Origin of the sequence: Micromonospora craterilacus (assembly GCF_003236315.1) — a bacterium.
Taxonomy (GTDB): Bacteria; Actinomycetota; Actinomycetes; order Mycobacteriales; family Micromonosporaceae; genus Micromonospora; species Micromonospora craterilacus.
Window position 1 is genome coordinate 19,196 of sequence record NZ_POTY01000067.1, and the last position, 9,437, is coordinate 28,632.

At 68.7% G+C, this 9,437-nt stretch carries 4 protein-coding genes; all 4 read right to left on the bottom strand.

Annotated elements, in window-relative coordinates:
* Positions 1–8: 8 nt before the first annotated feature.
* A complete protein-coding gene (locus C1I95_RS13130) occupies positions 9–3,746 on the bottom strand; it encodes a purple acid phosphatase family protein (protein WP_111214093.1) in 3,738 nt (1,245 codons plus the stop codon).
* A 323-nt stretch (positions 3,747–4,069) separates the two neighbouring features.
* On the bottom strand, positions 4,070–6,706 hold the full coding sequence (locus C1I95_RS13135; RefSeq protein ID WP_146605711.1) for a hypothetical protein: 2,637 nt from the start codon (positions 6,704–6,706) through the stop codon (positions 4,070–4,072).
* Between the two features lie 424 nt (positions 6,707–7,130).
* A complete protein-coding gene (locus tag C1I95_RS34790; RefSeq protein ID WP_146605712.1) occupies positions 7,131–7,463 on the bottom strand; it encodes a hypothetical protein in 333 nt (110 codons plus the stop codon).
* 571 nt (positions 7,464–8,034) lie between these two features.
* A complete protein-coding gene (locus tag C1I95_RS13145; RefSeq protein WP_325048824.1) occupies positions 8,035–9,294 on the bottom strand; it encodes a poly(ethylene terephthalate) hydrolase family protein in 1,260 nt (419 codons plus the stop codon).
* Between the last annotated feature and the right edge of the window lie 143 nt (positions 9,295–9,437).

Consider the following 9,437-nt stretch of genomic DNA (forward strand, 5'->3'; position numbering starts at 1 on the left):
GGTGAGTGTTACGGACAGGCGGCGGTCACCTGGGCGACCGCGTCCGCGTAGGCGGACTCCGCCGCCGCCAGCGCGGCCTTGGTTTCCTCGAACTCGGCGTTGGCCTTCGTGACCTTCACCTCGTCCTGCTTGACGGCCTGGGCTGGTTTGCCGCTGACCACGCTCTTCTCGAACTTGGCCTCGGCGTCCCGGAGCTTCGTCTCGGCCTTCTGGGCGGCCTTCTCAGCCTTGTCCACGGCCTTCGCCGCCGCCTTGGCCTGCGCCTGGGCGACAGGGCAGCTTGGCGGTGGGTCGACGGGGCCCGCGGGTGCCTCTACGACGATGGACTTGATGAGGCCGTGGCGGCCGCCGTGGCTCAGTGCGGCCCAGACGGTGCCTCCGTCGGGGAGGTTGATCGGCTCGGTGTAGGCGACGGCGCCCTGGAGGTCGGCCGGTGCCGCAGCGCCAGGCTCGGTCACGAGATACGTGATCGTGTACGCCGGGTCGGTCACCGCGAGCCCGGTGCCGGCCTTGGTGAGGGTGACGACCTTGTCCTCGACGTTTCCGGCGACCTCGCTGCCCCGGAAGTCGTGGAGCACCGCACCGCCGCTGATGCCGCCGGTGATCACCGTGGTGCCGTTCAGGACGTAGTCACTGCGGTAGAGCGCGGTGTTGGTGTTGGTGATCGTGCTGTCGGTGATCGTGAACAGTGGCCCCGCGTTGTAGGCGTAGATGGTGCGCGCGCCCTTGCCGCTGACCGTGGACCGGTCGACCGTGACGGTCGGGTTGAAGCCTTCGATGACGATGACGCCCTGCGAGCCGGACATGGTGGCGTCCGACCGGATCGTCGCGTCTTCGACCGCGAGGTGACCCCGGTTGCGCACCATGATGAACGCCGCCAGCGCGGTGCTGTCGACGCTCTGCACGATCGTCAGGTTCGGACCGAACGTCAGCGCCGCACCATCCACGTTGAAGTAGACGTTGCCGACCACGGTGAGCGTGGTCGGCTTGTCCGCTTCGAGCCGGATCTTGCCAGCGTCGACCTTGACCGCTCCGCCCTGGTCGGCGGCAACGAGATCATTGCTGATCCAGATCGTGTCCTCGGCGTTGCCGATCTCGGCGATCCGGAAGCGGAGCTCCTCGCTGCTCGCGGCCCGGAACTGCTTCGCCGTGACGAGCGGGTTGAGGAACCTGATGGCGGTGGTGAGGTCGGCGACAGCGGCGTCGACCTTGGTCTGCGACGCGTACGGGTCGCCCATCACGGCACCCGCGGCGTCGATGGCCTGCACGAGGAACTGGTGGCTGTACGGCGTGTGGCCGGCCGGGTTCGGGGCGTTCTCGCCCGTCACCGTGGCCAACAGCTGCGCCAGTGCCGCCTTGCTGGTGAAGGGCAACGTGTTGACCTGGCCGGCCAGGCCGGCGAGATGCGGGTAGGCCACCGCAGAGCTGGTGGCCGGCTGCCACGCCCAGGCCGTCCCGAAGTTCCAGCCAAGTCCCTGGTAGGTGCCCTGGACGGTGAGCTCGGCCTGGGTCAGCTCGCTGGTGCCGCGCTGCTCGGCCTTGGTGCCGGTCAACGGCACGTCGGCCCAGACGACGTTGTCGGCCACACTCGCCCCGGCGACCGCCGAGGCGAACAGCTTGCCGGCCGTCGAGCCGGTGACGGCGCGATTCGCCGCGACGATGCCGCGGAGCACAGCGCCGGCGGACTGTACGTGGCCGACCGCGCCACCGGCGTCCCCGGTAGTGATGACCGCACCGGTCGCGAGACTGCGTTCGACGGTCGACGCGCTGGTGATCCCACCGACCAGGCCAGCCGTGGTGGCCCGACCGTCGAGGTTCAACGTCGCGTATGAATCCTGCACGGAGCCGCCGTCGAGCACACCGACCAGGCCGCCCGCGGTGTCCTGCGCACCGTCGATGCTGCCGGCGACGTACACCCGCTCCAGGGTGCCGCCGGTGACCACGCCGGCGACGCCGCCGACCGGGCCCTCGGTGTCGCGGTAGTCGACGTCGACGAGCCCCAGGTTACGGACCACACCGCCGGCACCGAGCCGGCCCACGAATCCGGTGGGCGACGGCGCGTCGTCGAGCTCCCAGCCCTGGTCGTACCCGAGGTTGAGACCGGTGATCGAGTGCCCCGCACCGTCGAAGGTGCCGGTGAAGCCCGGGCCGACATCCTCGGCGTGCACGGCCGGCAGACCCAGCGGGCGGAACCCGCGCAGGTGTTGCAGATCGACGTCCTTGGTCAACACGTACCGGCCGTCCAGCGGCAGCTTTCCGAACCCGTCACCGAAGTTGTTGCTCAGGTACATCAACTGCTCGGGGGTGCTGATCTGGTAGCTGCCCTCGACCAGGGGCGGGACGTCCTTGTCGAGCACGGGCTCGGGAGAGGCCGGCGGCACCCAGTTCGCCAGCGAGGAGGCCAGGGACTGAGTGATCTCGACGGTGTCGTTGACGCGATACTCGCCGGTCTTGGGGTCGCGGCTGGTGGAGGTGATCGCGATCCGTTCCGGGGACACCGAGACCGTCTGGTAGCTGGCTTCCTGGTTGTCCTTGTAGACCGCGGTGTACTCACCGGCGATCTGCGGGTTCCACGTGTAGCCCTGCCCATCGCCGGCGGCGGCACCGGTGATGTACGTCGTACCCTGACCAGCCCCGACGACCAGGTTGTTCTTCATCGGGTGGGTACGCAGGTACATGCCGTCGTGCCCGGAGATCGACAGATCGATGCCGGCCTGGTCGAACGCCTTGGTGATCTCCAGGTAGTTCGACGGGTGGTTACGTCGACCCAGGTAGGGGCCGTGGTGGTAGGCCGCGATCTTCCACTTCGCGTCCGACGCCTGCACGACCGTCTTCAACCAGTCCAACTGCGGCCGCAGCTCGGACAGCTTCAGCTGGTCGAACTGGTTGAGCACCACGAACAGGGCATCGCCGTACTCGAAGTAGTAGGCGGTGTTACGCAGCTTCTTGGCCTCCTCGCCGACCGCGGTCGGCTGGCCCGCGGCGGCGCCGAAGTAGGCCGGACCGTTCGGGGGGACGTTGGTACGAGCCGCGAAGTTGGTGAAGTACGGGTCGGGCGACTCCCAGTCGAGGTAGCCGTCGCTGGGATTGCCCTCGTACTCGTGGTTACCGATCGTGAAGTACGTCGGGACGCTCGCCGCCCGCGGCTCCAACGCCTTGAAGAAGCCGTCCCACTGCTCGGACTTGTAGGTGTTGTTGACCTGGTCACCGGTGAACAGCATGAACGCCGGGTCGGGCACCTCGGTGAAGGCCCGATCCATCGCCGGGACCATCGTCTTCGCGTAGCCCGCGTAGTCGTTCATCTGCGGGTCGGTGTACCAGTGGAAGGCGAACTCCTCGACCTTCGCCGCACGCGTGGTGAACGAGGCGACCTTGCTGACCAGCGAGCGGCCGTCGCCGACCCGGTAGACGTACTCCGTGGCCGGGGCCAGCCCCTCGACCTCGACCTTGTGGCCGTTGATCGGCTGGCTGGTGGCCACGTTGATGTCGACACGCTCCCAGCGGCCCTCGACACGCTGATCGAGCTTGCCGGTCGCGTCGTACGACGCCTTGGTCGCGTACTCCAACACCGACTTGGTGATGTCGGGTTCGGTCACCCACGAGAACCGCATTGACACCGGCCCGGACCCCTCCGGGCCGTACAGCATCGCGATCTGGGACGGGATGTCGGTCGCGGGAAATGGGCTCTCGGCTGCAGCAGCCTGGGGCTGGGCAACGAACGCTGTCGCGGAGAGGGCAACCGCCATCGAAATGGCTGCCCCCCATCCTCTGAAATGGCGCCTCGATCGAGGGGCAAGCACGGTTCGAATCTCCCTTGCACGGTGAACGAGCGCCCCACATGCACTCGTCGGTACGTGCGTGCGTCCACCGAAAAGCCAGGTCCGGCGGGCACGCCGCCCCACACCATCGCGGCCCTACCGCACAGTAGGCAGCACTGGGAGGTGAACAGTCGCCGTCCAGTCCGGCAACGAGGAAGCGGATTCCCGGACAACCGGTCGACAACCCCCGCAGCGGCGGAAACCCCTCGGACGGGCCTGCGGAAAGCCGGACCGGGCAAACCCCTGCTTCGTCAGCGGCGGACAGTCACCGCCGTGCTGGTGCTCCGGCCGTCGGCGTACCCGGCCTTCTTCGCGATCACCGTCACGGTGATCTTCTTGTTGCGCATCGAGGACTTGAGCTTGAGGGTGCGGCCGGTGGCACCCTTGATCAGCTTGCCGTTGAGACGCCACTCGTACCGGTACGAGTCCGCCTTCGGTGACCAGGTGCCGACGTCGGCCTTGACGGTCCGGCCGACCTTGGCCGTACCGACGATCTTTGGCTTCTTCGTCGCCTTGGGTGCCTTGCCCTTGGCGACCGTCGTCGTCGCAGCCGAGGTGGCCTTCGTGGCGGTGTGACCGCTGCGGCTGGCGGTCACGGTGACGGTGAGCCGCTTGCCGAGCAGCGACGCGGGGATCTTGTACGACGCCGCATTCGCACCCTTGATCGCGGTGCCGTTCGCCAGCCACTGGTAGGTGTAGGCGGTCGCTGCGGGTGTCCACTCGCCCGGGTTGGCCTTGACGGTGCTGCCGACCGCCACCGTGCCGCTGATCGTCGGCTTCCTGACCGACCGAAGCGGCGGGGGCGGGGCGATGGTGACGGCGGCGGCCCGCACCAGCGCTCCGTTCGCACCGTACGGGCGCAGGGTCAGACTCGCTGGGCCGGTCGCTGCCGAGGTGAGGTTCACCTCGGCGGTCATCGCCGTGCCGTCCGCAGAGACCGTCTTCACCGTCGCGGTCAACGCCGGTCCGGTGGCCGGGGTCAGCTGGACCGCGTCGCGCAGATGCAGCCCGGTACCGCTGATGGTGATCGTCCGGACGCCGCCGGCCTGCACCGTGGCCGGCGTCACCGCGGTGACCGTGGTGACCGTGGTGGCCTCGACCGTGAAGGCGTACACCGTGATCGAGGAGCGGGTGCCGGCACCCGTCACGCTCCGCACGGCCAGACGCTGCGGGCCGGCCTCCGTCGGCGTCCAGTTCAGCGTCGCGGAGCCGGCCGCCGTGGCGTTGATCGCGAGGTAGGGCCCGTAGTTGATCGAGTACTCGTACCCGGTGGTGCCGGGCAGGCGGGGAGTGAACGTGAAGGTGCCCGGGGCGAGCCGGCCGCTGCCGCTCGTCGGAAAGTCGGTCGAGGTGACGTGGGGCGCGTCATTCACCGTCCAAGAGGTGCCGCCCGCGTCCGTTTGCACCCCGGCGGCGTTGCGGGCGACGACGCTGACGTAGGTGTAGCCACCCTTCGTCGGCGTGAACTGGAAGGTGGCGGTGCCGTCAGTGGCGGGCTTGACGACCTTCCGGGTGGTCGGATCGCCGTTCAGAGTCGCCACGTACTCGGCGACGTTCGCCATCCGAGTACGGGCCGTGAGGGTGGCCGAGGTGCCCAGCTCTGCACCGCCGGTGCGGGTCACCGTCGGTGCCGCTCCGTCGACCGAGACGGAAGTCCTACGAGGTTCGGAGAGCGTCCCGTTCGCACTCCGGCTCTGGAAGCGCAACGCGACGACACTGGTCTCGGTGGCCGTCCAGGTGAGATCGGCGGTGCCGTCCGGGCGGGCCGGGATCGTCACCTTCTCCGCCGGCCGCGGTTCCAGCCCCGAGTGTTCCGGCCAGTAGACGTACGCCTCGACGTCGGGCGTCCGAGGCGCGAGGTGGAAACTGAGGGACGACCCGATGACCACACCGCGATCGGTATCGCCGGTGATCCTCGGACCGTTGTCGACGAGGAACTCGTAGCTGCGGGTCGCGTGCACGGTGCCGTCGCGGGTCACGCTGTGCACGTGGAGGGTCTGCCGGCCGGCACGGGTCGGGGCGATCATGACGGTCGCCTTACCGTCGGCGTTCGCCGGCACGGTGCCGGACGGCCCGTCGTCGATCCGCCAGCTGAAGGAGGCCGTGTCCGGCACTGTGCTGCCCAGCTCGAACTCGCCGGCCACACCGACGTTGTAGTTCAGGTTCGCGCCATAGTCCGGGTACGCCGCCGAGAAGATCCAGGGCCGGGTCTCCCGAACCACGAACTCGTGGGCGGACGCTTGAGAGCGGTTGCCGGCCCGGTCGACTGCGTAGACCGTGAGCGAGTGATAGCTGGCCGCCCGTGGCGTCCACCCGATGGTCGCTGTGCCGCCGAGCCGATCTGCGTCCACCATCGAGTACGCGTCGTCGCCGCCGACCTCACTCGAGTAGAAACGGTACTCGTAGCTGACCGTGTCGTCGGCCGCCGCAGCCAGCTTGAACCTCCCCGGGACGCCGATCGCGCCGCTGGCGTTGTCCCAGCTACCGGCGGGATACTCGGCGGAGGTGACGACCGGCGCCGGCCCGCCGCTGCGGTCGACGGTGAAGTAGCAGGTGACGCTCCAAGGCCCCGCCTCCTCACCGTCGAGAACCCGCACCCGCCAGCCGTACGTGACACCGTCGAGCTGCCGCGAGTCGTCTTCGAGCTGGACGTAGACCTCGTTGCTCTGGTCGCCGACGCGACGGAGCCATTGCTGCCGGTTCTCTCCGTCGGCGACATCCCATACCTGGAAGTCGGCCTGCAACTCGGGGCCGGAACCGGTCCGGTCGAAAACACCCTTGAGTACGACAGCCCGTGCATCGTTGAGCCTGTCCGGGCTCAGGTACGGCCCCGGAGCGGCGGTGACACACGATTGGCCGGCGGTCATGAGATCGGTCGGCGCGGTCACCGCAGCCGCGGCTGGCGCGGCGGTAGCGGCTGGCGCTGCTCCGACTCCGACTGCGGACGCCACGACCAGCGCCAATGCCCGATAAATGCCCGAATGGATAGGCATGCCGGTCCCCCGTTTATGGACAGGCGTCGGTGGACGCCAGGGTGGCGATAATCGCACACTCGGCACGTCCAGGGGGGCCCGCAGGCTGCGCAGGGTATCGGCGTCGACGCATGACCGGAGGTGCTCATGACGCCGTACGGGCATCGCGTCCTGGCGATGGCGTCCGGTGTGGACTGCGTGGCTGCGGTACCGCCAACCGGACCTCTATGCAAGAGTCCGACGAGCTCGGCCGATCCGAACGCGTCCGCAGAGGCGGCCACCCTCCGAAGAATGCCGCTTGACCAGCGCCTGCGGCGTTTCGGCACCCGCCGGGCCGGCTTCAGCCCTCGATCGGCGGGCGGTCGATGTTGAGGTGGAACGCGCGCTCCTCGGCCTCCTGACGGGCCGCGACGAAGTCCCGCTGCCAGTCCTGAGCACCGTCCGGGATGCGCGCGACCACGTGCTCACCGTGCACCCGGCCGTCCGCGTCGGTCAGGGCGACCCCGACGACGGTGTGCCCACGCCCCGGTATGGCGTAATGGCGCACCGCCCAACGGGCGGACATCTGCGAAGCATGGCGTCGACGTCGGGCACCGGCCGTCACGGCCACGGAAACCAGCAGGACGGCGGTCAGCACGACGATGGAGACGGCCAGGAACGCGATGATCCGCACCCGCCCGAGGCTACCGTGCTTCGCGCCGGCAATGCAGCGTACGGACACATCGACGGGCATGTCCCCGGTCGTCAGGCCACCAAGCCGCAACCGACAGCCGATCACTGAGCGTGATGACACCCACGTGACGCCACCGACCAACCAGGCCGGACAGCACAAGGGCCCGCCCCGCGAACCCCAGGTCAGACCCCTTACGATCTTGCGCGCCCGAAGGGACTCGCATCGGAGCACCACACGGCCGCCGTCGCCGTCGCCGTCGCCACCGAACACGAACCGCAGTTCCGCCGCACGCTGCGGACCCTCGGACACACGGTCACCGCCACAACCGATGAACCCGCGCAGCGCAGCAGCGCAACGCCGCATCGCCAACGCGCCGCCGCGGTCGCGTTCGAGGGGGCTGTCTGGGGTCATGAGCCGGTGTTTCTGGAGATCGTGGCGATCCGGGCGGGCCCGACGTGGCGTCGAGCCCGCCCGCTTTCCGTCGCCCTGTTTCAGGTGTGCTGATTCTCGCCCCGCAGTTTGTCGACCGGCACGCCCTCGAACAGGTTGTCCGTCGAGCCGGTCATTTTCATCATGCGAGGGGCGCGAGCCGGAACTGCTGGTTGGCCTGCCCGTGGCAGTCGTAGAGCTGGACCTGCGCGCCGTTGCTGGTGCTCCAGACGTCCAGGCATCGTCCGGACTGGACGCCGGTGATGGTGCCGTTTGAGTTGACGTTCCACTGTTGGTTGGTCTGGTTGTGGCAGCTGTAGATCTGAACGGCGGCGCCGTTGCCGGAACCCGCGGCGTCCAGACACATGTCGCCGTACACCCGAAGTTGCTTGTTCGCGGTGTAGGTCCATGACTGGTTGGACTGCCTGTTGCAGTCGTAGAGCTGCACCCGGGTGCCATTGGACCGTGAGGCGTTGGGTACGTCGATGCATCGACCCGACTGCGCGCCGACGATCCCGCTGGCCGAGCCGGGCGGCGGCGTGGTCGGGCTGTTGGTGGGGGTCGGTGTCGGCGTGCCGGTCGGTGGCGTGGTCGGCAGCAACGGGCACGTGCTGCGGTAGGTGACCACGCCGCTGTTGTCCAGCAGCGGGCAGAGGAACTGGCTGTACCGGGCGTCGTTGTCGATGAACATCTTCACAAACGGCAGCATGGTCCGGACCATCACCGGGTTCGACCGGCCGACCATGAACCCGTGGTCCCCGCCGGCGACCTCCAGGTAGACGCTCTTCGTCGTGGTCGGGATGCTGTTGTACAGGCCGAGGGCGTAGGACGGGGTGACCACCGTGTCCGCTTGCCCAGAGATGATCATCGTGGGCACCCGGTCGTTGGCCAGGTTCGACGACGGTGAGTACGGCGTGATGCCGACCACTGCCTTCAACGACGAGCGCCGCATGGCTGCGCTCAGCGCCCCACCGCCGCCCATGGAGTGACCGGAGACGGCCAACCGGTTCGGGTCGACCCGGTCGCGTACCGGGCTCTGCTGCGTCAGGTAGTCCAACGCGGCGAGCAACTGGGTACCTCGGGCCGTGTCGAAGTCGTTCCGGCTGTTGGTCTCGATGCCGATCACGACGAAGCCGTGCGATGCCAGCCACGGGCCCATCCAGGCCAGTTCGGCGGAGAACAACGCGGTGTAACCCGGCGAGATCGCGATGGCCCCGAAGGTGCCCTGGCTGGTGTCGGTCGGGTAGTAGATCCTGCCGCCGTTGAAGCCGTATCCGGTCGGGACACTGACCGAGGTGTTGGCGAAGGGGCCGTTCACGGCCGTGACGCTGGTGCGGGTGGGGTCCGGGCCTCGCTGGTACGGGTTGTCGGCGGCCGATGCCGACCCGGTCGCCACCGTCATCGTGAACAGCCCGACGGCGGCTGCGATCCCGGCTGCGGCGAGCTTGAACAGCCGTCCCCGGATGCCGGGGGACACTCGGTCGGCAGGGGATTCCTCCGAGGACGGGGGGTGGTGTGCGTGTGGTCGCACGGTCGGTACCTCCT